A 22612-nucleotide genomic window follows, 5' to 3' on the forward strand; every position below is an offset into this window, starting at 1 on the left:
TCATGACGGCAAGCACCCGAGACGTCGTGCTGTCCGTGGAAGGTCTCAAGACCTGGTTCCACAGCCGCGACGGCATCGCCAAGTCCGTGGACGGCGTCACCTTCGACCTGGCACGCGGTGAAACGCTGGCCATCGTGGGCGAATCCGGCTCCGGCAAATCCGTGACCAGCCTGTCCATCATGGGCCTGTTGCCCAAGCCGGCGGGCCGCATCGAAGCGGGCAAGATCCTGTTCCGCGACCGCCAGGGCGTGCAGCACGACCTGGCCCATGCGTCGTCCGCCACCCTGCAGAAGATACGCGGCGCCGAAATTGCCATGATCTTCCAGGAGCCCATGACCAGCCTGAACCCGCTGTACACCGTGGGCGACCAGATCGCCGAAGCCGTGTTGCAGCATGAGGGCGGGTCGTACGCGGCGGCCATCAAGCGTGCCCGCGAAATGCTTGAGCGCGTGGAGATTCCCGCCGCCGATCGACGCGTCAACGAGTACCCGCACCAGATGTCGGGAGGAATGCGCCAGCGCGTGATGATTGCGCTGGCACTGGCCTGCAACCCGGCGGTGCTGATCGCCGACGAACCCACCACCGCGCTGGACGTCACCGTGCAGGCGCAAATCCTGGACCTGCTGCGCCGGCTGCAAAAAGAGATGAACATGAGCATTCTGTTCATCACGCACAACCTGGGCGTGGTGGCCGAGATTGCGCATCGCGTGGCGGTCATGTACGCCGGGCGCGTGGTGGAAGACGCGGGCGTCTACGACCTGTTTGAGAAACCCACGCATCCGTATACCCGCGGCCTCTTGTCCTGTCTGCCCACGGCGGCGCTGCTGGCTTCCGGTGAGCGCCTGCGCGCCATTCCGGGCAACGTGCCCAGCGTGCTGTCGCTACCGGCCGGCTGCACATTCGCGCCGCGCTGCGACATGGCGGCCGACGATTGCCGCGCCGCCGTGCCCGAATTGGTGGCCGTGCAGGCCGAACACCGCGCGCGCTGCATCAAGGTGAACCCGATATGACTAGCCCCCAAGCCACCGTGCGGGCCGAAGACCCGCTGGTCCGCATTGAAGATCTGAAAGTCCATTTCCCCACGTCGCAAGCGCGTCACGCGCCCGTCGTACGCGCAGTCGACGGCGTCAGCTTCGACGTGCCCCGCAATACCATCGTCGGTCTGGTCGGCGAATCAGGCTCCGGCAAGACCACGACGGGCCGCGCCTTGTTGCGCCTGTTCAAGCCCACCGCCGGCCGCCTGTTGTTCGACGGCCAGGACATCACGCACCTGAACGAAAAGCAGATGCTGCCGTGGCGCCGCCGCATGCAGATTGTGTTCCAGGACCCTTACGCCAGCCTCAACCCCCGCATGACGGTGGCCGAGATCCTGGGCGAGGCGCTGGACACGCACAAGCTGGCGCAGCACCGCCGTTCGGCCCGCATCGGCGAACTGCTTGAGCGCGTGGGCCTGAACGCGGACCACAGCCGGCGCTATCCGCATGAATTCTCGGGCGGGCAGCGCCAGCGCATCGGCATTGCGCGCGCCCTGGCGGTGGAGCCCGATTTCATCGTGGCGGACGAACCCGTGTCGGCGCTGGATGTGTCGGTGCAGGCGCAGGTGCTGAACCTGCTGCAAGACCTGCAACGCGACCTGGGCCTGACCATGCTGTTCGTGGCTCACGACTTGGCCGTGGTGGACTACCTGTGCGATGAAGTGGTTGTGATGTACCTGGGCCGCGTCATGGAGCGCGGGCCCACCAGCGAAGTCTACGCACGCCCGCGCCACCCCTATACTCGCGCACTGCTGTCGGCCGCGCCCGTGCCGGATCCGCGTGCCCCGCGTTCGCGTATTCTGCTCAAGGGCGACATCCCCAGCCCGATCAATCCGCCGTCCGGCTGCGTGTTCCGCACACGCTGCCCCCACGCCACCGACGCCTGCGCCACCATCGAGGCGCAAGCGGTGGAAGTGGGTCCGGGCCACTTTGTGGCTTGTACGCGCCTTGACGCCCCCGAGCTGGCCGCCTAGCGCCACTGCCCCGACCCGATCCGACCCAGGAATCCCACATGAACATCATCCGCGACATCGTCTTCCAGATACGCAGTCGGCGGGACGCATTGAGCGTGACCGAACGCAAGGTGGCCGACGCCATCCTGGACGACATCATCTGGGGCGCCAGCGCCACCGTGGACCAACTGGCCACGAAGGCCGGCGTCAGCATCGCCACGATTTCCCGCTTTGCGCGCACGGTGGGCTGCGACGACACCCGCGACCTGAAAATGAAACTGGCGCAGGCCAGCACGGTGGGCAGCCGCTTTCTGGACCCCAGCGCACCGGCCGAGGAAAGCACCTTCTACGCGCGCATTTACGCTGACATCGAAAGCACGCTGCGCGCGCACCTGCCCACGTTTACCGAACAGCTTTTCGAACAGGCGGCCTCCATCGTGGATGGCGCGCGGATGATCTACGTGTTCGGCATGGGCGGCGCGTCCGCCGTGCTGGCGCAGGAAGTGCAATCGCGGCTGGTGCGGCTGGGCTACCCCATCGCCGTGTACAGCGATGCCGTGCTGCTGCGCATGGTCGCCGCCACGCTGGACGAGCGCGATGTCGTGCTGGTGCTGTCGGCGTCGGGCCTGACGCCGGAGATCATCGGGGCGGCGCGCATTGTGAAGCAATATCGCGCCCGCATCGTCGCCATCACCGACGCCACGTCCGAGCTGGCCAAGCTGGCCGACGTGGTGCTGCCCATCCGCACGGACGAAACCGACTTCATCTACAAACCCTCGGCATCGCGCTACGCGATGATGCTGGCCATTGATTTGCTATCAACCGAACTGGCCATGCTGAACCAAGAGGAAAACCGCGAACGGCTGCGCCGCATCAAGCTGGCGCTGGACGAGCATCGCGGCGGCCCCAACCGTTTACCGCTGGGCGACTGAACCTGGAACCCAAGATGTACGACACCCTTATCGGCAACGTCCGTGTCCTGGACGGCACGGGCGGCCCCGAATACCGCGCCAGCGTGGCGCTGGCCGACGGCCGCATTGCCGCCATCGGCGCCCTGCCCGGCGCGCAAGCCCGCCAGATCATCGACGGCACCGACCTTGCCCTGGCCCCCGGCTTTATCGACGTGCATACGCACGACGACACCAACGTCATCCGCACACCAGGCATGCTGCCCAAGCTGTCGCAGGGCGTGACGACCGTGGTGGTGGGCAACTGCGGTATCAGCGCGTCGCCCGTGTCGCTGCGCGCCGAACCGCCGGACCCGATGAACCTGCTGGGTAGCCGCGAGGACTTCGCCTACCCCAGCTTTAGCGACTACACGCGCGCGATCGAAGCGGCCCAGCCCGCGGTCAACGTGGCCGCGTTGGTGGGCCATACCGCGCTGCGCAGCAACCACATGGACCGCCTGGACCGCGTCGCCACCCGCGACGAAGTCCTGGCCATGCGCGAGCAACTGCGCGAGGCGCTGGCGCATGGCGCCATCGGCCTGAGCACGGGCTTGGCCTACGCCTCCGCCATCGAGGCGGACACGGACGAGGTCAAGCTGCTGGCCGAGGCGCTGGACGAATTCGGCGCGCTGTACACGACGCATCTGCGCTCGGAATTCGCGGCCATTCTTGATGCCATGCAGGAAGCCTTCGACATCGCCCAGCACGCCCGCGTGCCGGTGGTAGTGTCGCACCTGAAATGCGCGGGCGCGGGCAACTGGGGCCGCACGAAGGAAGTGCTGTTCACGCTGGAGAACGCCGGCCGCATGCAGCACGTGGGCTGCGACTGCTATCCCTATTCCGCCAGCTCGTCCACGCTGGACTTGAAGCAGGTCACCGACGAATTCGATATCGACATCACGTGGTCGGTGCCGCATCCCGAACAAGCCCGCCGCAAGCTGGCCGACATCGCGGCCGACTGGGGCGTGTCCTTGATGGACGCCGCGCGCCGCCTGCAACCGGCCGGCGCCGTCTATCACAACATGCACGAGGACGACGTGCGCCGCGTGCTGTCGCATCCGCTGACGATGGTGGGCTCCGACGGCCTGCCCAACGACCCGATGCCGCATCCGCGCCTGTGGGGCGCGTTCCCGCGTGTGTTGGGCCACTACAGCCGCGACGTGGGCTTGCTGCCGCTGATCCAGGCCGTGCACAAGATGACGGGCCTGTCCACCGCCCGCTTCGGCCTGGCCGAACGCGGCCTGGTGCGTGAGGGCTATCACGCCGATTTGGTGCTGTTCAACCCGGACACCGTCATTGACCGCGCCACCTTCGCCGCCCCCGTGCAAACCGCCGCCGGCATCGAAGCCGTGTGGGTCAACGGCGCGCTGTCCTATCGGCACGGGCAATCCACCGGCGAGCGCGCCGGCCGCTGGCTGCCGCGCAACGGCGACCTGCGCGCCAGTTTTGCCGCCGCATCGCCCTATTCTTCCGCATCCACCCAAATTTAAGGAGTGCACTCATGAGCAACGCCCCCACCCCCGACAACAACGGCATCACCCGCTACGGCGTCGCCGGCGGCACCGGCCAAGGCGGTTCGCACATGCCATTTGCGCGCGCGGTCGCCGCCGACGGCTGGCTGCATGTGTCCGGCCAGGTGCCGATGGAAAACGGGGAAGTGATTGAAGGCGGCACCGTCGCGCAGTGCCACAAGGCGATCCAGCAACTGCTGGCCATTCTGAAGGAAGCCGGCTACGGCCCGGAACACGTGGTGCGTTGCGGCGTCTGGCTGGACGACGCCCGCGATTTCCCGTCGTTCAACAAGGTGTTCAAGGAATACTTCGGCGAAAACCCACCCGCCCGCGCCTGCGTGCAGTCCAGCCTGATGGTGGACGCCAAGGTGGAGATTGATTGCGTGGCGTATAAGCGGCCGTAAGCGGCTAACGCCAGCTTGTCGTAGGATGGGTGAAGCGCGGGAGGGCGGGGGCAAGAACGCAAGCGTCCAACGCGCGTAACCCATCAAACAACGCCCCAAAATTCTTCTGCGGTCCCACCATACCTCCACCTTCGCCTGATGGGTTACGCGCGTTCGACGCCCGGGTTCTTGCGACCAATCTCCCGCGCTTCACCCATCCTACATTTTCACGACATCTACGCCTTGGGGGGCCGTGAATTGGAATTCCTTGGCGGGGAGCGTGGGGTTGGCGTTAATCGCCGATAGGTCCACGCGCGTGGTCTGGCCGAACGAATCCAACAATTCCACGCGCACCGGCAAGTTGTCCTTCATGCCGATATCCACGCGCGAAAAGCCGGCGTCTGCCGTGCGCGGCTTGGCGCGCAGCCAGTCTACGCCGTCCTTGGATGGCAAAGCCGACACATCGAACGACTGCTCAAGCGAGCCCGAACCGAACAGGATCGCGGCGGGCGACGTGCCGATGGCGGCGTCGACCTTGCGTTCGGTGACTTGCGCCAGGTCGGGGTCAAACTGGAACAGCACGCGCCCGTCTGACACCACCAGTTGCTCATAGGGCTTCTGCACCGCCCACTTGAATTTTCCCGGACGCTGGAACGAGAACACGCCGGTTTGCGCGGGCTGCGTGCGGCCCTGGTTGTTCACCGTGTACTGCGAGAACGACCCGGTGGCCGACGTGACCGTGGCCACAAACGACTTCAACTGCTCTTGCGCGCTGGCGGCAAACGACAGCGCAGGCGCCAGGCTCAGGGCGGCTACAACGGCCAGGCGGCGAAACGTCTTCATCATGCTTCCTCTCGGGCAGCGGCAGCGGGGACCAGGATCTCGCGGTTGCCATTGGACTGCATCGCCGACACCATACCTGATTGCTCCATCTGCTCGAGTAACCGGGCGGCGCGGTTGTAACCAATGCGCAGGTGGCGCTGCACCAGCGAAATCGACGCGCGGCGGTGCTTGAGCACCACTTCGCAGGCCTGGTCGTACATCGGGTCGGACTCCGCGTCGCCACCGATGCCGGTGACGCTGCTGGCGCCTTCGCCGTTGTCGCCTTCGACGCCGCCTTCCAGCAGCCCTTCGATATAGTTCGGTTCGCCCTGCGCCTTCAGGTTTTCCACCACGCGGTGCACTTCGTCATCGCTGCAGAACGCACCGTGCACCCGCACCGGCAGGCCGGTGCCCGGCGGCATGTAGAGCATGTCGCCCTGGCCCAGCAGGGTTTCGGCGCCCATCTGGTCAAGAATGGTGCGGGAATCAATCTTGGACGACACCTGGAACGCGATACGCGTCGGGATGTTGGCCTTGATCAAGCCGGTAATGACGTCCACGCTGGGGCGTTGCGTGGCCAAGATCAAGTGAATGCCGGCGGCGCGCGCCTTCTGCGCCAGGCGGGCGATCAGTTCTTCGATCTTCTTGCCCACCACCATCATCAGGTCAGCCAACTCGTCGATCACCACCACGATGGTGGGCAACGGCGCCAGCGGCTCGGGCTGGTCGGGCGTCAGCGAGAACGGATTGGGGATGGGTTCCTCGCGCTTGATGGCGTCGCGGATCTTGGTGTTGTAGCCCGCCAGGTTGCGCACGCCCATCTTGCTCATCAGGCGATAGCGCTTTTCCATTTCGCCCACGCACCAGTTCAGCGCGTTGGACGCCTGACGCATGTCGGTGACAACCGGCGCCAGCAGATGCGGAATCCCTTCGTAGACGCTCATTTCCAGCATCTTCGGGTCAATCAGGATCAGGCGGGTGTGCGACGCATCGGCCTTGTAGAGCAGCGACAGGATCATGGCGTTGATCCCCACCGACTTACCGGAACCGGTGGTACCGGCCACCAGCAGGTGGGGCATCTTGGCCAAGTCAGCCACCACGGGGTTGCCGGCGATGTCCTTGCCCAGCGCCATCGTCACCACCGAATGGCTGGCGTGATAGGTCTGCGACCCCAGAATTTCGGACAAACGCACCATCTGGCGGCGCGGGTTGGGCAGTTCAAGGCCCATCAGGTTCTTGCCCGGAATGGTTTCCACCACCCGGATGCTGACCAGGCTTAGCGCGCGCGCCAGGTCTTTGGCCAGGTTCACGATCTGGCTGCCCTTGACCCCGGTGGCCGGTTCGATTTCATAGCGCGTGATGACGGGGCCCGCCTGGGCCGCCACCACGGTGACGGACACGCCGAAGTCGGCCAGCTTCTTTTCAATCAGGCGCGACGTGAATTCGATGGTCTCGGCGGAGACGGTTTCCTGGTTGGTAAGCGGCGGATCCAGCAAGCTGATGGCGGGAAGGTCGCCCTCGGCCCCACCGGAAGGCGCAAAGAACAGCGACTGCTGCTTTTCCTTTTCCACCCGTTCGGACTTCGGCACGACGGTAATGGCGGGTTCGATCCGCACCGGCTGCTCGTGCACCAGCTTTTCCTGCTTGGCCACCACCTGTTCGGTGCGCACGGCCTTCGCCACCTGGCCCACCTTTCGGTCTTCGCGCGCGGCGTACGAATCGCGAACGCGGCGCACCAGGCCTTCCAGCCATGCGCCCACGCGCTCGGCCACGGCCAGCCACGAAAACGAGAAGAACAGGCTAAGGCCGATGGCCAACATCACCAGGAAGGCCAGCGTGCTGCCGGTGAAGCCGATGCTGCGGCTGATCAGATCGGCCAACATGTGGCCGATGACGCCGCCCGCGCCGCTGGCGGTCTCGGACGCGCCGGGCAGATGCGTGCCGTGGCTGGCCAGGCGCAGGGCTTCCATGCCCAGCGACCCTACCAGCAGCAGGAAAAAGCCGATGCCCTCTTCCCAATGGACACGCGGCAGCACTTCCGGCTGTTTACCATTAGTTACTTTAAGCTGGCTGGCCAAGCGCCGGTAGCCTGCCCGAACCCGGTGCAGCAGCAGGATGACCCACCACCAGGCCGAAAAACCGAAGAGATAGAGCAGGATGTCCGCTAAGTAGGCGCCCAGCCGGCCGCCATGGTTGCGCACGACGTCGCCGGGCACGGAGTGCGACCAGCCAGGGTCGGACGCGCTCCAGGTGGCCAGCACCAGGGTGAGCCAGGCCGCCAGGGCGGCAAATAGGATCCAGCGGGCTTCGCGCAGCAACGCGGAGATACGCGTTTGTAGCGGCGAAGGACCGTTGCGGGTGTTGCGCGAGGCGCGCGGGGAAGCAGTCGAGATACGCGGCATGCGGCTCATTATAATTGGGCGTTAACCTAAAGATACCCGCCCATGTCCACGCCCACCCACGCTAAAGTTTTGATACTCGGTTCCGGCCCCGCCGGTTACACGGCGGCCGTCTATGCGGCACGCGCCAACCTGAGCCCCGTCCTGGTGACCGGCCTGGCCCAAGGCGGCCAGTTGATGACCACCACGGACGTCGATAACTGGCCCGCCGACGCGGATGGCGTCCAGGGCCCCGACCTGATGCAGCGTTTCCAGAAGCACGCCGAACGCTTCAACACCGAAATGCTGTTCGACCACATCGCCAAGGTTGATCTGTCCAAGCGCCCCTTCACGCTGACGGGCGACACGGGCAAGATCTACACCTGCGACGCCCTCATCATCGCCACCGGCGCATCGGCCAAATACCTGGGCCTGCCCTCCGAAGAGGCCTTCATGGGCCGCGGCGTGTCGGGCTGCGCCACCTGCGACGGTTTCTTCTACCGCAACCAGGACGTGGTCGTGGTGGGCGGCGGCAACACCGCCGTCGAAGAAGCCCTGTACCTGTCGAACATCTGCCGCAAGGTCACCCTGATCCACCGCCGCGACAAGTTCCGCGCCGAACCCATCCTGGTCGACAAGCTGATGTCCAAGGTCGAGAACGGCAACATGGAACTCAAGCTCTTCCACACCCTGGAAGAAGTGCTGGGCGATAACAGCGGTGTAACCGGCGTGCGCGTACGCCACGTGGACACTGGCGCTACCGAAGACATGCCCGTCACGGGCGCCTTCATCGCCATCGGCCATCAGCCGAACACGGAAATCTTCCAGGGCCAACTGGAAATGAAAGACGGCTACATCGTCACCAAGAGCGGATTGTCCGGCATGGCCACGATGACCTCCGTTCCGGGCGTGTTTGCCGCCGGCGACGTGCAAGACCACGTCTACCGCCAAGCCATCACCAGCGCCGGCACGGGCTGCATGGCCGCCCTGGACGCGCAACGGTGGTTGGAGAATGCGGGGCAGTAAGGGCGGCCTGGCCGACCTGAAACGCCTGAAGAAAGACCTGCAAGCCGAGCGCGAACGCGAAGCGCTCGCCAAGCGGGTTGCCGTACTGAAGAAGCCTGAAACCGCCCCCATGGACGACATGGCGGCGTTTCAGCGCACCATGAAGTCCGTCACGCCGATCAAGCAGGCCGCCCGGGTGGAACACAAGCCCGTGGCGGAACCCGCGCCTGCGCTGCGTCGGGCCAACGCGCTGGGCGAAACGCCGTCACGCGCCGATATCGGTGTGTCCGACGGCGGCGAAATCACCCATCTGCTTTCCGAAGGCGGCACCGCTTTCGTGCGCAGCGACGCGGCGCCCGACACCGCGCGCAACCTGCGGCGCGGCCAATGGCGCGCGGGCGCCGAGTTGGACCTGCACGGTTTGCGCGTGGAACAGGCGCGCCATGCGCTGCTGTCGTTCCTGGATGAATGCCAGGACCACGGCATCCGCTGCGTGCGTATCGTGCATGGCAAGGGCTATGGCTCTGAAGGCCTGGAACCCGTGCTGAAAGACAAGGCGCGCACCTGGCTGGTGCAGAAGAACGAGGTGCTGGCGTTTTCCGAAGCGCCCGAACGCGAAGGCGGCGCCGGTGCGCTGCTGGTGCTGCTGCGGCAATCCGAAGGATCGCGCAAATGAAATGGCTATACCTGGGCGTGGCGATCATCGCCGAGATCTTCGCCACCAGCGCCCTGAAGGGCTCGGAAGGCTTCACCCGCCTGATGCCGTCCATCATCACCGTGTTCGGCTACCTGATCTCGTTCTACTTCCTGTCGCTGACGCTGCGCGAGATCCCGGTCGGCATTGCGTACGCCATCTGGTCGGGCGTGGGCATCGTGCTGATCTCCATCGTGGGCGCGGTGTTGTTCAAGCAGCATCTGGACACGCCCGCGCTGGTCGGCATCGGCCTCATCATCGCCGGCGTGGTGGTAATGAACGTGTTTTCAAAATCGGTCTCGCATTGACGGCGCGCACCGGGCGGTTTGGGTGGCCCGCGTCGTGGCGCAGGCAGGCGGCCTGGCTTTGCCTGGCTTGCCTGGCCGGGCTGGCTTGCCTGGGCTACCTGCCGGCCGCCAACGCCGCCGCCGACGCCACCAACGCCAACGCCAACGCTGCCGCACAGGACTTCAACCGCGCCGCCGAGCTGGCCCGCTACCGCTCGTGGCTGAAGGACTTCACGCAGGATCTCGACACGCTGTCCGCCACGCGCCGCCCGCTTAGCGACGCCCAGTTGGACGAGATGTTCGCGCGCACGGTCGTGCCGGCTTCCCGGGCTGCCGGTTTCATCCGCCAGACTTTCGCTCGGCGCGGCACGGACGGCACCTACACTGCCCAAACCGGGCCGCGCCGCGTGCTCCTGGGCGTCTTGAACAGCGGCATTCCAGCGGGCCAGGGCGGGCGTTACCCCGAGACGGATCCAGCCCTGGATGTCACCGACCTGACCGTCTGGTACCTGCACGTGGACGTGGGCGACATGACCAATACGTACCTGCTGTCATCCGAACATTTCACGCCGTACCGGCTGCCCCCGCCCGGCAAGCTGGAACGCAAGGCTTACCCCTTCCTGTTGATGCAGGCCGATCACGGCGCCTTGCGCCTGGGCGGCGTCAGCAGTGAACTCTGGGGCCTGATCGTCTATTTGCACAATGCCGCGTATTAAGTCCGCCCTGCGCCTGCTGGCCGTGGCCACGCTACCGCTTGTCTCCACCTGGGCGCATGCGCTATGCCAGCCCATGGCGGCATCCGGCCAACGGGAAACCGTGGTCGCCGACGTGCGTCTGGACGACACCAACACGCTGCTGGCGCTGGATGGCTCGCGCATCAAGACGTGGGAGCCCCCCGTTAACGTACGAACCGGCCAACGCGCCACGCCCTACGCCTGGGCCGAAGCGGTGGACTGGTCCGTGTACGCCGCCGTACCGGGCGCCACCATCGGCCCTACCCTGCTGCGGTTCGAGCGCGGCCCGGATGGCGTCAGGCACGTCTGCGGCATCGCCGAATACAGCGCCCGCGCCGTACACGACGTGATGGAATCCGGGCAGTCCTCGCTGCCTATGCCGGACAACGAAACCCGCTTTCTTTACGACGACGCGGGGCGGCTTGCCGGCTATGAACTGCGGTCACGCAATGCAGCGGGCCGAGCCAACCCCACGCAGCATTTCTGCCTGCGCTATGACCGCCACGGCTGGCTGGCCGAACAGGGGGCCAACGCCTGCGACAAGCCCTCGCAGCCGCTGATGCGCTACGTGCACGACGCGTCCGGCCGCCTGCTGCGCAGGATTTCCTACTTGGAAAGACAAGGCGACGTGATCGAGGTCAGGGAGTTCGACACGCAAGGCAAGCCGGGCCAGCGCACTCTGCGCCAACGGCTGGATTGGGACAACGATAAGGTGGTGCTGGGCTTGCCCTACCCCGAGCGCGCATCGGAATATTCCATCCTGGTGCTGCCCGGCCCGAACTGGGCGGCGCCGGCGCTGGAGTCGTATCACTATGACTGGGCCATCGTGCAGCCCAAGGGCGATGGCCGCGAGGTCTACGCCGCCCGCCGGGATCCCACCGCCGTGCTTGCGCAGGGCAACAGCGGCCCGAACGGCCGCTTCACGCTAAGCAACGCGCAGCGCCGGAAGGTTTGGGAGGCGGCGGGCCAGCACCCCGGCGGCGTGCAATGGCTATGGGCGCCCGGGCAGATCCATACCCTGTTGCAAGCCCTGCCGGACAAGATCTGGCAGGCTTGCATCGACCCCGAGAACCGGCAGGCGAACGCCTGCAAGGCGCCCTAGGATTTCCTTAGCCGCTTCCCAGGTGCTTACTAGGTACTTTCGGCCGGCGGCCGGGTCGCACCGGGACGGCGCAGATAATCCACCAGCGCCACCGTCGCGCTGTCGGGTGGCGGGGTCAGCAAAGACACCACGATGATCGTCAGGAACGCCACCGGCGCGCCGAACACGCCCGCCGCGATCGGCTGTATGCCCCACCACAAATCCACCGGTTGTATGCGCGAGATGCCCAGCACCGATTCGCGCAGCCACGGATGCGTGTAGGTCATATAGGCGAAGGTCACCAACAAGCCCGCCGCCATGCCCAAGGTGGCGCCCCATTTGTTGGCGCGCCGCCAGAACACGCCCATCACCAGCGCGGGAAAGAACGACGAGGCCGCGAACGAGAACGCCGCCGACACCATGAAAAGAATGTCGGCGGGTTTGCGCGCCGCCACCCAGGCCGCGCCAAACGCCACCACCAGCAGCAGAATCTTCGACACCATCACACGGCGCGCGGCCGACATGCGCGGTGACACCATCCGGTACCACATGTCATGCGACAGGGAATTGGACAAGGTCAGCAGCAGGCCGTCGGCCGTGGACAAAGCCGCGGCCAAGCCGCCCGCCGCGACCAGCCCCGAAATCACATAAGGCAGGCCGCCGATTTCCGGCATGGCCAGCACCACGACGTCCGCCCCCATGCTGATTTCGCTTAATTGCACGACGCCGTCGCGGTTGATGTCGGTGACATCCAGCAGGTTGCTGTCGACCGCGCTCCAGGCATGCACCCAGTTGGGCAGGCTAAGAAAGTTGGAGCCGACCACTTGCGTGTAGACCTCGTACTTGACCAAGAGCGCCAGCGCGGGCGCCATGAAATACAGCAACAGGATGAACAGCAGCGACCAGCACACCGACTTGCGCGCCTCGATCACCGAGGGCGTGGTGTATGAGCGCATCAATATGTGCGGCATGCCCGCCGTGCCCAACATCAGGCACAGCACCAGCGCCAGGAAGTTGATGCGCATGTTGCGCTGTTCCTCGGGATCCTTGGCGGGGAATGGTTCGGCGTGCGGCGTGGCGGGCGCCGCCCGCGCCTCGAAGGTGGCGCGCGCCTGCGACCAGGCCACCCGCGCATCTTCCACGCTGGCGGGGTAGGCGGCCAGTTCGCGCTCGACCGAGCGGATGTCGACCATGGGCGCCTCGGTGGCGCTCAATTGCGCCAGGCGGCTGCGCAGCTTGTCTTTTTCCAGCGTCCAGGATTCCGGCAACGTCTGCACACGCTTGGCCATTTCATCCGCATGCTGCTGCCACAGCCGGCGCACCTCGATCTCGGACGGATCATTCTGCAGATAGATCTCTTTTTCGGTCACCTGCTGCAACACCACGCCCGCGGACAACTGCGGCACGGGCATGTTCGTATGCTTGACCGACAGCCACACCACCGGCACCAGATAGGCGATGACCAGGATGATGTACTGGCCCACCTGCGTCCACGTAACGGCGCGCATGCCGCCCAGGAACGAACACACCAGCATGCCGCCCAGCGCAACGAAGATACCCAACTCGAACGAAATGCCGGTCATGCGCGTGGTGATGATGCCCACGCCGTAGATCTGCGCGACCAGATAGGTGAACGAGCACAGGATGGCGCAGGCCACACCGGCCAGGCGCGGCAAGTTGCCGCCGTAGCGCGCGCCCATGAAATCGGGGATGGTGTACTGACCAAAACGCCGCAGGTACGGCGCCAGCAGCATGGCGACCAGCACATAGCCGCCCGTCCAGCCCAGGATGTAGGCCAGGCCGCCGTAACCCGTCAGGTACAACGTGCCCGCCACGCCGATGAAGGAGGCCACGGACATCCAGTCGGCCGCCGTGGCCATGCCGTTGTAGATGGCGGGCACACGCCGCCCGGCCACGTAGTATTCCACCTGATCAGACGTGCGGCAGACGATGCCGATGCCGGCGTACAGGCTCACCGTGACCAGCAGGAACACATAGCCGATCCAGTTGCGCGGCATGCCCAGCACTTCGGCCAGCGCCAGCATCAGAATCATCAGCGCAAAGCCCGCCGTGTACAGCACGTAGATACGCCGCAGCCGGATCTTGAATTCCTGGGGTGTGTCTCCGCTGAAAAACGGCATCAGCGGTCTCCCCTGGCGGCGTCGGCATCTTCTTCAGCCAACTCATCAGCGCTGTTCATGACCCGGGCGTAGATACCAATGATGATCAGATAAGCCAGGGGTGCCCCATAAGCCGCCATCCAGAAGGCGAACGGCCAGCCGATGAAATCAAAGCTGAGCCTGCGCGCGAAGAAGGTAGGCACGAACGTCAGCGCCGCCCAGACGACAAGCAGCAACAGAATCAGCCGCAAATTGCGGCGCCAATAGGGAGTCGGGGTGGAAACAGGAAGAGGTGCGCGGGATTTCGGCATGGCTAGGATGTTTTCAGACCCTACCTGGATAGCGCGAAACGCTGCGTCTGAAAAGCCCATGCGGCAAAAATTCAGGCTTTTTATGCGACAACGGCTGGCACTGCCTGGTGCCAGCCGTTGTGCGTTTTGCTTTTTTTGAGTACTGCTTTACTTTTTTTATTTACCGGTGCCGCCGGTATTTGCCCATGCAGGGCTTTGTCTCCTCACCTGCATGGGAAGAGATTCTGCACCATGTGCGGGAATGTCACACTAGGGGAATGCCCTAAGACGGAGCATTCATTTACATATTCCATGCCCCATCGTGGTGCGAAATGACCACAAAGTTCTAAATATTGGGATTTTCTGGCTGAAATCCCGGAATTGAGCGGAATTCAGGAATCTCGCCCGTCCCGGAATATGACGCTTGCCACCGCGCCATGCCCGGAATCGGGCGCGCCGCATCCACCTGCACCCCCGCCACATTTCTGCCCGCGATGGCGGCGTTTATTTCTTGTTTACGCCCCGCCCCCGAAGCTATATCCCGTTTTTACCCCCCGCTCCGTAACCTGCCGGTGTCCTGCTTTGGTCACCTGGCCTGCCCGGCGCGCATCCGCTTTTGCCGCGCAGGCCCGTCGTTCGAAGGGAGCGCCGCTCCCGGGAGGAAAAACGTGGATGCCATCTATATCACCGCCTTCGCCGTCATGGCTGGGCTGACATTCGGCCTGCTGCAGTTCTGCGCCGGCTTGTCGTCGGGAGAGCCGTCATGAACTGGCTCTATGCATTCAGCGGCCTGACGGCCGCGGCGCTGTTCGTCTACCTGCTGGTGGCGCTGTTCAAACCGGAGAAATTCTGATGACCGCCGAATTCATCGGACTGCTGGTCTTGTACCTGGCAGTCCTGCTTGCGATCGCGCCGCTGCTTGGGCGCTACATCCGCATCGCCATGGAAAACGGCCAATCCAGGCTGACCGCCTGGGGCCGCCCCCTGGAACGCGGCATTTACCGCCTTGCGGGCATCGACCCGCAGGCTGAAATGGGCTGGAAGCGCTATGCCGTGGCAGTGCTGGCCTTCAACCTGATCGGCGTCGCGATGGTCTATGGCCTGCAACGCTTGCAGGGCATGCTGCCGCTGAATCCCGCCGCCATGGGCGCCGTCACGCCGGATTCGGCGCTCAACACCGCCATCAGCTTTGTCACCAACACCAACTGGCAAGGCTACGGGGGCGAAGCCACGATGAGCTACCTGACGCAGATGCTGGCGCTGACGGTGCAGAATTTCGTGTCCGCCGCCACCGGCATCGCCGTGCTGTTCGCGCTGATACGCGGCTTGTCGCGCCACAGCTCGGCCACGATCGGCAACTTCTGGGCGGATATGGTCCGCTGCACGATGTATGTGCTGCTGCCGCTGTCCTTCGTGCTGGCGCTTGCCCTGGTGAGCCAGGGCGTCATCCAGAACTTCAGCCCTAACCAAGACGTACAGACCGTTGAAGCCCTGCATTACGAGCAGCCGCGCATGAACGCCGACGGCCAGCCCGTGCTTGATGCCGCGGGCCAGCCCGTGATGGATCCCGTGACGACCTCGACGCAGACGCTCGCGATGGGGCCCGTGGCCTCGCAGGAAGCCATCAAGCTGCTGGGCACCAACGGCGGCGGCTTCTTCAATGCGAATTCGGCGCATCCGTTCGAGAACCCCTCGCCGCTGTCTAATTTCCTGGAGATGCTGGCCATTCTGGCGATTCCCGCCGCGCTCTGCTTCGCGTTCGGCGAAATGGTCGGCAGCCGCCGCCAGGGCATCGCCATCCTGGCGGCCATGACGGTGCTGTTCGTCGTCTTCGCGCTGACCACCGCCTATTTCGAACAGCAGCCCAACCCCATGGCCGCGCAGGCAGGCGCCGACAGTGCGCTGTCCGCGTTGACACCGGGCGGCAACATGGAAGGCAAGGAATCGCGCTTCGGCATCGCGGCCACCTCGCTCTTTGCCATCATCACCACGGCCGCGTCCTGCGGCGCCGTGAACGGCATGCATGACTCATTCAGCGCCATGGGCGGGCTGCCGCCGATGCTGCAAATGCAGTTGGGTGAAGTGGTCTATGGCGGTGTGGGCTCGGGGCTGTACGGCATGCTGGCCTTCGCGGTGCTGGCGGTCTTCATTGCGGGCCTGATGATCGGCCGCACCCCGGAATACCTGGGCAAGAAGATCGAAGCCTACGACATGAAGATGGTGTCCATCATCATCCTCGCCACGCCCTTGCTGGTGCTGGGCGGAACCGCCCTGGCCGTCTCCGTCTCGGCGGGACAGGCCGGTGTGCTGAACCCGGGCATCCACGGCTTCTCGGAAATTCTGTATGCGCTGTCCTCGGCGGCCAACAACAACGGCAGCGCCTTTGCCGGGCTGTCCGCGAATACGCCCTTCTACAACGTGCTGCTGGGCATCGCCATGTGGTTTGGCCGCTTCGCCGTGATCGTCGCGGTACTGGCCATGGCCGGCTCGCTGGCGGCCAAACGGCGCTTGCCCGCCGGCCCCGGCAGCATGCCCACCACCGGCCCCCTCTTTGTGGTGCTGCTGATCGGCGCGGTGCTGCTGGTAGGCGCGCTGACGTATGTGCCGGCGCTGGCCTTGGGGCCCGTCGCCGAACACCTGCAACCCTGAATGCAACAGGCTAGGAAACAACATGGCCAAGATTGAAATGCCAACCTCAAGCGCTGGCGGCGCAGCCGCCCACGCCCCCGCGGTCACCGCACAAGAGCGCCCCTTCGGCATGTGGTCCCGCTCGCTGGTCGCGCCCGCCCTGCTGGACAGCCTGCGCAAGCTCTCGCCCGCCGCGCAGTTGAAGAACCCCGTCATGTTCGTCGTGTACGTGGGCAGCATCCTGACCACCGTGCTGTGGGTCATGGCGCTGCGCGGCCAGGCAGAAGCCCCGGCGGGCTTCATTCTGGCCATCGCCGTATGGCTGTGGTTTACGGTGCTGTTCGCCAACTTCGCCGAAGCGCTGGCCGAAGGCCGGGGCAAGCAGCAGGCCGCGACCCTGCGCGGTTTGCGCACCACCATCAACGCGCGCTTGCTCAAGGGTTTTCGCGACGGGGATGTCCGCGACGCGAACCCGGCCCAATGGCGCAGCCAGGCTACGAGCCAGGCCTCGGGACTGCTGCGGCGCAATGACGTGGTGCTGGTCGAAGCGGGGGATACCATCCCCGGCGACGGCCAGGTCATCGCCGGTGTTGCTTCCGTGGACGAAAGCGCCATCACCGGGGAATCCGCGCCCGTCATCCGTGAGTCGGGCGGCGACTTCTCGTCCGTCACGGGGGGCACCCGGGTGCTGTCCGACTGGATCTTCGTCCGCATCGCGGCCGACCCCGGCGAGAGCTTCCTGGACCGCATGATCTCCATGGTGGAAGGCGCCAAGCGCCAGAAGACGCCCAACGAACTGGCGCTGACCATTTTGCTGGTCGGGCTGACCGTGGTGTTCCTGCTGGTGGTCGTGACGCTGATGCCGTTCTCCATCTACGCGGTCAACGCGGCGGGTGGCGGCGCGGTGGTCACGGTGACGGTATTGGTGGCGCTGCTGGTCTGCCTGATTCCGACCACCATCGGCGGCCTGCTGTCGGCCATCGGCGTGGCGGGCATGAGCCGCATGATGAGCGCCAACGTCATTGCCACGTCCGGCCGCGCGGTCGAAGCGGCGGGCGACGTGGACGTGCTGCTGTTGGACAAGACCGGCACCATCACTTTCGGCAACCGCCAGGCATCCACGTTCCTGCCCGCGCCGGGCGTGTCCGCCCGCGAATTGGCCGACGCCGCCCGCCTGGCCTCCATGGCCGACGAAACGCCGGAAGGTCGCAGCATCGTGGCGCTGGCCGACAAGACCACCCACGCCCCCGCCGCGCGTGTTGCAGACGCCGAGTTCGTTCCCTTCACCGCGCAATCCCGCATGAGCGGCGTGAACCTGGGCGAACGCATGATCCGCAAAGGCGCGGTCGACGCCGTGCAGTCCTGGCTCAAGGCGCTGGACGCCAGCGTGCCCGACGCCGTGTTGCATCAGGCCGAAGACGTGGCGCGACGCGGCAGCACGCCGCTGCTGGTCAGCGACGGCAACCGCGCGCTGGGCGTGGTGGAACTGAAAGACATCGTCAAGCCCGGCATCCAGACGCGCTTTGCCGAGCTGCGCCGCATGGGCATCAAGACCGTGATGATCACCGGCGACAACAAGCTGACCGCCGCTTCCATCGCGGCCGAAGCCGGCGTCGACGACTTCCTGGCCGAGGCCACGCCCGAGGCCAAGCTGCAACTGATTCGCGCCTATCAGGCCGAAGGCCGCCTGGTGGCGATGACGGGCGACGGCACCAACGACGCCCCCGCGCTGGCGCAGGCGGACGTGGCCGTGGCGATGAACTCCGGCACCCAGGCCGCCAAGGAAGCCGGCAACATGGTGGACCTGGACTCCAACCCCACCAAGCTGATCGAGATTGTCGAGATCGGCAAGCAGATGCTGATGACGCGCGGCGCGCTGACCACGTTCAGCGTGGCCAACGACGTGGCCAAGTACTTCGCCATCATCCCCGCCGCCTTCGCCACCGTCTTCCCGCAGTTGAACGTGCTGAACATCATGCACCTGACGACGCCCGCCTCGGCCATCCTGTCGGCCGTGATCTTCAACGCGCTGATCATCGTGGTGCTGATTCCGCTGGCGCTCAAGGGTGTGCGCTACCGGCCCCTGGGCGCATCGGTGCTGCTGCGCCGCAACCTGCTGATCTACGGGCTGGGCGGGCTGCTGGTGCCCTTCGTTGGCATCAAGCTGGTCGACATGGTGCTGGCCGCGCTGGGCTGGGCCTGAGCCCGAGCCGGCCAGGCCTGGCCTGGCCGCCGCCTCCCCCACAAACAAGGAATCCATCATGAAATCCATCACTACCCCAACCCCCGCCCAAGCGCGCCAAGGTGGCGTGCTGCGTCCCGCGCTGGTCGTTTTCGCCGCGCTGTCGTTGGTGACGGGCCTGGCCTACCCCTTCCTGACGCGCGGCGTGGCCGCCGTGGTGTTCCCTCACGAGGCCGCAGGTTCGCTGATCACGCAAGGCGACAAGGTGGTCGGGTCGGAACTGATCGGCCAGTCGTTCACCGCGCCGCAGTACTTCTGGGGCCGGCCGTCCGCCACCGCGCCCATGCCGTACAACGGCACGGCCTCGGGTGGTTCAAACCTGGGTCCGCGCAACCCCGCGTTGGCCGAGGCCATCCAGGCCCGCATCGCGGCGTTGAAAGCGGCCGATCCCGACAACCCCACGCCGGTGCCGGTGGACTTGGTGACCGCGTCCGGCAGTGGCCTGGACCCCAGCATCAGCCCCGCCGCCGCCAACTATCAGGCCGCACGGGTGGCGCGGGCCCGCCATGTGCCGCGCGCGCAGGTGGATGCACTGATCCAGGCCCACACGGAAAAGCCCTGGCTGGGCGTATTGGGGGAACCGGTCGTCAATGTGTTGACGCTGAACCTGGCGCTGGACAAATTGCACCCGGCACAATGATGGCGCGGCGTATAGTATCGCCAGCCTTTCCCACCCCACTCTTGCGCGTTCATGGCTGACATTGCTGGCGAGCGTCCCGATCCGGACGCGCTTTTGAAAACGCTGGACGACGCCGCGCGCGAGGCAGCGCGCGGCAAGCTGCGCGTGTACTTTGGCGCGTCGGCCGGCGTAGGCAAGACCTACGCCATGCTGGTGGCCGCCCGCGCTCAAGCGGCCCAGGGCGTGAACGTGCTGGCCGGCATCGTCGAAACTCACGGCCGTCGCGAAACGGCCAGCTTGCTGGAAGGCATCGCAGCCCTGCCGCTGAAAGACGTGGCGTACCGGGGCCACGTACTGAAAGAGTTCGACCTGGACGGCGCGTTGGCCGCGCGCCCCGGCCTGGTGCTGGTGGACGAACTGGCGCATTCCAACGCGCCCGGTTCCCGCCACGCCAAGCGCTGGCAAGACATCCACGAACTGCTGGCCGCCGGCATTGACGTCTGGACCACGCTGAACGTGCAGCATCTGGACAGCCTGAACGAAGCGGTCGGTAGCATCACGGGCGTGCGCGTCTGGGAAACCGTGCCCGACGAGGTCTTCGACACCGCCGACGAAGTCATCCTGGTGGACCTGTCGGCCGATGAACTGCTAAGGCGGCTGAAAGAAGGCAAGGTCTATCTGCCCGAACAAGCCCGCCACGCCACGCGCAATTTCTTTCGCAAAGGCAACCTGATCGCCTTGCGCGAGCTGGCGCTGCGCCGCACCGCCGACCACGTGGACGACGACGTGCAGGCGTATCGGCGCGACCGCGCCATCGAACCGGTATGGCGCACGCGCGAAGCCGTGGTGGCCTGCATCGGCCCGGACGCTGACGCCGAATACGTCATCCGCAGCGCCCATCGCCTGAGTCAGCAACTGGAATGCGATCTGCACGTGGTCACCATCGACACGCCGCGCGCGGCACCCACGCCTCAAGCCGAGCAAGACCGCATGCAACGCAGCCTGGCGCTGGCGGACAGCCTGGGCGCGCGCACGGAAACGCTGGCGGGTGGCGACATGGTCGACGCGGTGGTGCGCTACGTGCGTCGGCACAACATCACCAAGGCCGTCGTGGGCCGTACGCGCGCCAGCGGCCTGCAGCGCCTGCGCGTATCCCTGTCCGCATTACTGTCCGCCGCCCTCGCGCCGGGATGGCTATGGCGCCGGCACAGCTTTGCCGACATGCTGGCCGCGGGCTGCCCCGAAATCGACATCATCCGGTTGGGCGCCCCCCCGCTGCCCGCCAGCGCCCCGCCAGGGCGCGACCCGCTGACACTGGGGCGTGGCGCGCGCATCAACGCCGACGACCGTGGCGCCAGCCCCTGGCTGGGCTATGCCTGGGCGCTGTGCTATTGCGCGGTGGCCACCGGCTTGTCGATGCTGGCGTTTCCCGCGCTGCACCAGACCAACATCGTCATGCTGTTCCTGCTGGCGGTGGTGGCGGTGGCGCTGCGGCATGGGCGCGGCCCTGCCGCGCTGGCGTCGGTCGTCAGCGTCGGGTTGTTCGACTTTTTCTTCGTGCAGCCGCTGGCCTCGTTTGCCGTGTCGGACGTGCAATACCTGCTGACTTTCGCCGTGCTGCTGGCCGTGGGCCTGTTGATCGGGCAACTGACGGCGGGGCTGCGGCTACAGGCGCAGGTATCGGTCAAGCGCGAAGCCGACGCGCGCAGCCTGTATGAGTTCGCGCGCGAATTGTCGTCGGCGCTGTTGCCCGAGCAGATCGTGGCCCTGGCCGGGGCATTCGTACACGCCACCTTCGGCTCGCGTTGTGCGCTGTATATCCTGGGACTGGACGACCGCTTGAAGCTGGCCTCACCCGCCGCCGCCGACATGCCTGCCCTGGAATCGGCGCTGGCCCAATGGGTGTATGACCACGGCCAGCCCGCCGGCGCGGGCACCACCACGCTGTCCAACAGCGAATTGCTGTATCTGCCGTTGAAAGCGCCGATGCGCACACGCGGCGTGCTGGCCCTGGCCGCGCCCCGCCGCAGCCTGTTCACGCATCCCGATTCGCGCCGCCAGATCGAAGCCTACGCCACGCTTATCGCCATTGCCCTGGAACGGCTGCACTACGTCGAGGTGGCGCAGCAGGCGCTGGTCAGCATGGAATCGGAACGGCTGCGCAACTCGCTGCTGGCGGCGGTGTCGCATGACCTGCGCACACCGCTCACCAGCCTGGTCGGCATGACCGACACGCTGACGCGCCGGCCGGGCACGCTGCCCGACGATGTACAGGAAACCATCCGCGCCATGCGCGACCAAGCCCAGCGCATGCATGCGCTGGTCGTCAATCTGCTGGATATGGCGCGGCTGCAAAGCCACGACACGCCGCTGCGTCTGGAATGGCAATCCATCGAAGAGCTGGTAGGCGCGTCGCTGGCCGCCATGCGCGAACCCCTGGCCGCGCACCGCGTGACCGTGGCCCCGCTGTCGAACTTGCCGCTGGTGGAGTGCGATGGGGTGCTGATCGAACGCGTGCTGTGCAACCTGCTTGAAAACGCGGCCAAGTACACGCCGCCCGGCAGCACCGTGCACATCCACGCAACGGTTCACGACGGCATGCTGCGCGTGGCCGTGTGCGACAACGGCCCTGGCGTCGCGCCGGGCGCCGAACGCCGCATCTTCGAAAAATTCACGCGTGGCGACCGCGAGTCCGCAACGCCCGGCGTGGGCCTGGGCCTGGCCGTGTGCGAGGCCATCATCCAGGCCCACCACGGCCGCATCTGGGTCGAGCACGCCCCCGGCCAAGCCTCGGGCGCGCAATTCGTCTTCAGCCTGCCGCTGGGAACGCCGCCCGACGTTCAACCCGAAATTCAATCCGACATTCCTTGAAGACACGCGCAGC

19 protein-coding genes are annotated in these 22612 nt (G+C 65.9%); 15 read left to right on the top strand and 4 right to left on the bottom strand.

Going from position 1 to position 22612, the window contains the following annotated elements:
- Window positions 1-2: 2 nt before the first annotated feature.
- From ACE04A_RS09580 to ACE04A_RS09600, 5 genes are read left to right on the top strand one after another with little or no spacing between them, the layout of a single operon-like run.
- The gene (locus tag ACE04A_RS09580; protein WP_100852822.1) at window positions 3-1010 is read left to right on the top strand and encodes an ABC transporter ATP-binding protein; all 1008 of its coding nucleotides are present in this window, start codon (window positions 3-5) and stop codon (window positions 1008-1010) included.
- Complete coding sequence (locus tag ACE04A_RS09585) at window positions 1007-2008, top strand: ABC transporter ATP-binding protein (RefSeq protein WP_230693423.1); 1002 nt, start codon at window positions 1007-1009, stop codon at window positions 2006-2008. The genes ACE04A_RS09580 and ACE04A_RS09585 overlap by 4 nt, the downstream gene beginning before the upstream one ends.
- Before the next feature lie 38 nt (window positions 2009-2046).
- A complete protein-coding gene (locus ACE04A_RS09590; protein ID WP_100852824.1) occupies window positions 2047-2919 on the top strand; it encodes a MurR/RpiR family transcriptional regulator in 873 nt (290 codons plus the stop codon).
- A gap of 14 nt (window positions 2920-2933) precedes the next feature.
- Window positions 2934-4424 carry an N-acyl-D-amino-acid deacylase family protein gene (locus ACE04A_RS09595; protein WP_448718630.1) on the top strand — a complete coding sequence of 497 codons (1491 nt, stop codon included), beginning with the start codon at window positions 2934-2936 and terminating at the stop codon, window positions 4422-4424.
- An 11-nt stretch (window positions 4425-4435) separates the two neighbouring features.
- On the top strand, window positions 4436-4849 hold the full coding sequence (locus ACE04A_RS09600; RefSeq protein ID WP_342066089.1) for a RidA family protein: 414 nt from the start codon (window positions 4436-4438) through the stop codon (window positions 4847-4849).
- Window positions 4850-5047: 198 nt separating this feature from the next.
- Here ACE04A_RS09600 and lolA read toward each other — a convergent pair whose 3' ends face one another.
- Both lolA and ACE04A_RS09610 read right to left on the bottom strand, forming a co-directional pair.
- A complete protein-coding gene (lolA, locus tag ACE04A_RS09605) occupies window positions 5048-5671 on the bottom strand; it encodes an outer membrane lipoprotein chaperone LolA (protein WP_259252656.1) in 624 nt (207 codons plus the stop codon).
- A complete protein-coding gene (locus ACE04A_RS09610) occupies window positions 5671-8052 on the bottom strand; it encodes a DNA translocase FtsK (RefSeq protein WP_259252116.1) in 2382 nt (793 codons plus the stop codon). The genes lolA and ACE04A_RS09610 overlap by 1 nt, the downstream gene beginning before the upstream one ends.
- Window positions 8053-8094: 42 nt before the next feature.
- On the opposite strand from ACE04A_RS09610, the gene trxB reads away from it, so the two are divergent.
- From trxB to ACE04A_RS09635, 5 genes are read left to right on the top strand one after another with little or no spacing between them, the layout of a single operon-like run.
- On the top strand, window positions 8095-9054 hold the full coding sequence (gene trxB / locus ACE04A_RS09615) for a thioredoxin-disulfide reductase (RefSeq protein ID WP_100852828.1): 960 nt from the start codon (window positions 8095-8097) through the stop codon (window positions 9052-9054).
- Window positions 9041-9709 (top strand): Smr/MutS family protein, encoded by a 669-nt coding sequence (locus ACE04A_RS09620; protein WP_485820070.1) that lies wholly within the window; start codon window positions 9041-9043, stop codon window positions 9707-9709. The genes trxB and ACE04A_RS09620 overlap by 14 nt, the downstream gene beginning before the upstream one ends.
- A complete protein-coding gene (locus tag ACE04A_RS09625; RefSeq protein ID WP_279994917.1) occupies window positions 9706-10035 on the top strand; it encodes a DMT family transporter in 330 nt (109 codons plus the stop codon). Before ACE04A_RS09620 ends, ACE04A_RS09625 begins: the two co-directional genes overlap by 4 nt.
- Window positions 10032-10730: a hypothetical protein gene (locus tag ACE04A_RS09630; RefSeq protein WP_448718633.1), complete on the top strand. Its 699-nt coding sequence runs from the start codon at window positions 10032-10034 to the stop codon at window positions 10728-10730. Before ACE04A_RS09625 ends, ACE04A_RS09630 begins: the two co-directional genes overlap by 4 nt.
- Window positions 10717-11850 (top strand): hypothetical protein, encoded by a 1134-nt coding sequence (locus ACE04A_RS09635; protein ID WP_448718634.1) that lies wholly within the window; start codon window positions 10717-10719, stop codon window positions 11848-11850. Before ACE04A_RS09630 ends, ACE04A_RS09635 begins: the two co-directional genes overlap by 14 nt.
- 29 nt (window positions 11851-11879) lie before the next feature.
- On the opposite strand, the gene ACE04A_RS09640 is transcribed toward ACE04A_RS09635, so the two are convergent.
- Both ACE04A_RS09640 and ACE04A_RS09645 read right to left on the bottom strand, forming a co-directional pair.
- Window positions 11880-13970 carry a sodium:solute symporter family protein gene (locus ACE04A_RS09640; protein ID WP_259252127.1) on the bottom strand — a complete coding sequence of 697 codons (2091 nt, stop codon included), beginning with the start codon at window positions 13968-13970 and terminating at the stop codon, window positions 11880-11882.
- On the bottom strand, window positions 13970-14260 hold the full coding sequence (locus ACE04A_RS09645) for a DUF4212 domain-containing protein (protein ID WP_259252657.1): 291 nt from the start codon (window positions 14258-14260) through the stop codon (window positions 13970-13972). Before ACE04A_RS09645 ends, ACE04A_RS09640 begins: the two co-directional genes overlap by 1 nt.
- Before the next feature lie 742 nt (window positions 14261-15002).
- Between ACE04A_RS09645 and kdpF the strand changes: the two genes are divergently transcribed.
- From kdpF to ACE04A_RS09670, 5 genes are read left to right on the top strand one after another with little or no spacing between them, the layout of a single operon-like run.
- Window positions 15003-15092: a K(+)-transporting ATPase subunit F gene (gene kdpF, locus ACE04A_RS09650; RefSeq protein WP_050447213.1), complete on the top strand. Its 90-nt coding sequence runs from the start codon at window positions 15003-15005 to the stop codon at window positions 15090-15092.
- A complete protein-coding gene (gene kdpA, locus ACE04A_RS09655) occupies window positions 15092-16888 on the top strand; it encodes a potassium-transporting ATPase subunit KdpA (protein WP_448718635.1) in 1797 nt (598 codons plus the stop codon). The genes kdpF and kdpA overlap by 1 nt, the downstream gene beginning before the upstream one ends.
- Window positions 16889-16910: 22 nt before the next feature.
- Window positions 16911-19070: a potassium-transporting ATPase subunit KdpB gene (gene kdpB, locus ACE04A_RS09660; protein ID WP_279994912.1), complete on the top strand. Its 2160-nt coding sequence runs from the start codon at window positions 16911-16913 to the stop codon at window positions 19068-19070.
- A gap of 58 nt (window positions 19071-19128) precedes the next feature.
- Window positions 19129-19749: a potassium-transporting ATPase subunit KdpC gene (gene kdpC / locus ACE04A_RS09665; protein WP_259252133.1), complete on the top strand. Its 621-nt coding sequence runs from the start codon at window positions 19129-19131 to the stop codon at window positions 19747-19749.
- A 51-nt stretch (window positions 19750-19800) separates the two neighbouring features.
- Window positions 19801-22599: a DUF4118 domain-containing protein gene (locus ACE04A_RS09670; protein WP_448718637.1), complete on the top strand. Its 2799-nt coding sequence runs from the start codon at window positions 19801-19803 to the stop codon at window positions 22597-22599.
- Window positions 22600-22612 lie beyond the last annotated feature (13 nt).

This window comes from Achromobacter colocynthidis, assembly GCF_057334535.1.

Coding starts and splice junctions, on each gene's coding strand:
- ACE04A_RS09580 (WP_100852822.1), top strand. CDS start 3: ATGACGGCAAGCACCCGAGACGTCGTGCTGTCCGTGGAAGGTCTCAAG.
- ACE04A_RS09585 (WP_230693423.1), top strand. CDS start 1,007: ATGACTAGCCCCCAAGCCACCGTGCGGGCCGAAGACCCGCTGGTCCGC.
- ACE04A_RS09590 (WP_100852824.1), top strand. CDS start 2,047: ATGAACATCATCCGCGACATCGTCTTCCAGATACGCAGTCGGCGGGAC.
- ACE04A_RS09595 (WP_448718630.1), top strand. CDS start 2,934: ATGTACGACACCCTTATCGGCAACGTCCGTGTCCTGGACGGCACGGGC.
- ACE04A_RS09600 (WP_342066089.1), top strand. CDS start 4,436: ATGAGCAACGCCCCCACCCCCGACAACAACGGCATCACCCGCTACGGC.
- lolA (WP_259252656.1), bottom strand. CDS start 5,671: ATGAAGACGTTTCGCCGCCTGGCCGTTGTAGCCGCCCTGAGCCTGGCG.
- ACE04A_RS09610 (WP_259252116.1), bottom strand. CDS start 8,052: ATGCCGCGTATCTCGACTGCTTCCCCGCGCGCCTCGCGCAACACCCGC.
- trxB (WP_100852828.1), top strand. CDS start 8,095: ATGTCCACGCCCACCCACGCTAAAGTTTTGATACTCGGTTCCGGCCCC.
- ACE04A_RS09620 (WP_485820070.1), top strand. CDS start 9,041: ATGCGGGGCAGTAAGGGCGGCCTGGCCGACCTGAAACGCCTGAAGAAA.
- ACE04A_RS09625 (WP_279994917.1), top strand. CDS start 9,706: ATGAAATGGCTATACCTGGGCGTGGCGATCATCGCCGAGATCTTCGCC.
- ACE04A_RS09635 (WP_448718634.1), top strand. CDS start 10,717: ATGCCGCGTATTAAGTCCGCCCTGCGCCTGCTGGCCGTGGCCACGCTA.
- ACE04A_RS09640 (WP_259252127.1), bottom strand. CDS start 13,970: ATGCCGTTTTTCAGCGGAGACACACCCCAGGAATTCAAGATCCGGCTG.
- ACE04A_RS09645 (WP_259252657.1), bottom strand. CDS start 14,260: ATGCCGAAATCCCGCGCACCTCTTCCTGTTTCCACCCCGACTCCCTAT.
- kdpF (WP_050447213.1), top strand. CDS start 15,003: ATGAACTGGCTCTATGCATTCAGCGGCCTGACGGCCGCGGCGCTGTTC.
- kdpA (WP_448718635.1), top strand. CDS start 15,092: ATGACCGCCGAATTCATCGGACTGCTGGTCTTGTACCTGGCAGTCCTG.
- kdpB (WP_279994912.1), top strand. CDS start 16,911: ATGGCCAAGATTGAAATGCCAACCTCAAGCGCTGGCGGCGCAGCCGCC.
- kdpC (WP_259252133.1), top strand. CDS start 19,129: ATGAAATCCATCACTACCCCAACCCCCGCCCAAGCGCGCCAAGGTGGC.
- ACE04A_RS09670 (WP_448718637.1), top strand. CDS start 19,801: ATGGCTGACATTGCTGGCGAGCGTCCCGATCCGGACGCGCTTTTGAAA.